This is a genomic window from Arthrobacter sp. 10T413_2 (assembly GCF_056394205.1).
Map to the genome: position 1 here is coordinate 1 of NZ_JBFTHK010000356.1, position 1,158 is coordinate 1,158.

At 65.0% G+C, this 1,158-nt stretch carries 1 protein-coding gene; it reads right to left on the reverse strand.

The features are described 5' to 3' along the window. On the reverse strand, positions 1–1,158 hold a 1,158-nt coding region (gene ettA, locus AC1DBQ_RS23415; protein WP_476930769.1), incomplete at both ends, for an energy-dependent translational throttle protein EttA.

Sequence of the window (1,158 nt, forward strand, 5' to 3'; positions counted from 1 at the left end):
GTGCGGCTTGGCCGCGTCCGGGCCCAGGCGCTCCACCTTGTTCTCCTCGTAGGATTCGAAGTTGCCCTCGAACCAGTACCACTTGGACGGGTTTTCCTCGTCGCCTTCGTAGGCKAGGATGTGGGTGGCCACCCGGTCCAGGAACCAGCGGTCGTGCGAGACGACGACGGCGCAACCCGGGAATTCGAGCAGGGCGTTTTCGAGGCTGCTGAGGGTTTCGACGTCGAGGTCGTTAGTCGGTTCGTCGAGGAGCAGCAAGTTGCCGCCCTGCTTGAGGGTCAGCGCCAGGTTGAGGCGGTTGCGCTMACCGCMGGAGAGCACCCCGGCCTTCTTCTGCTGGTCCGGGCCCTTGAAGCCGAAGGCGGCCACATAGGCACGGGACGGCATTTCGACGTGGCCGACCTGGATGTAGTCAAGGCCGTCGGATACGACCTCCCACAGGGTCTTGTTGGGGTCGATGCCGCCGCGGCTCTGGTCGGCGTAGGAGATCTTGACGGAGTCGCCGATCTTCAGTTCGCCGCCGTCGAGCGGCTCCAGGCCCACGATCGTCTTGAACAGGGTGGACTTGCCGACGCCGTTGGGGCCAATGACGCCGACGATGCCGTTGCGGGGCAGGCTGAAGGACAGTCCGTCGATCAGTGTGCGGTCATCGAAGCCCTTCTGGAGGTCCTTGGCTTCCAGCACAAGTCCGCCAAGGCGCGGACCCGGCGGGATCTGGATCTCTTCGAAGTCGAGCTTGCGGGTGCGGTCTGCCTCGGCAGCCATTTMCTCGTAGCGGGCCAGACGGGCCTTGGACTTGGTCTGGCGCCCCTTGGCGTTGGACCGGACCCATTCAAGTTCCTCGGTGAGGCGTTTGGCCTGCTTGGCGTCCTTCTTGCCCTGGACTTCCAGGCGGGCACGCTTCTTCTCCAAGTACGTGGAGTAGTTGCCCTCGTACGGGTAGAGGTGGCCGCGGTCCACMTCGGCGATCCATTCGGCCACGTGGTCGAGGAAGTAGCGGTCGTGGGTGACAGCRAGGACGGCGCCGGGATAGCTGGAGAGGTGCTGCTCAAGCCACAGCACGCTTTCGGCGTCGAGGTGGTTGGTGGGCTCGTCGAGCAGCAGCAGGTCCGGCTTCTGCAGCAGGAGCTTGCAGAGGGCGACGCGGCGGCGCTCACC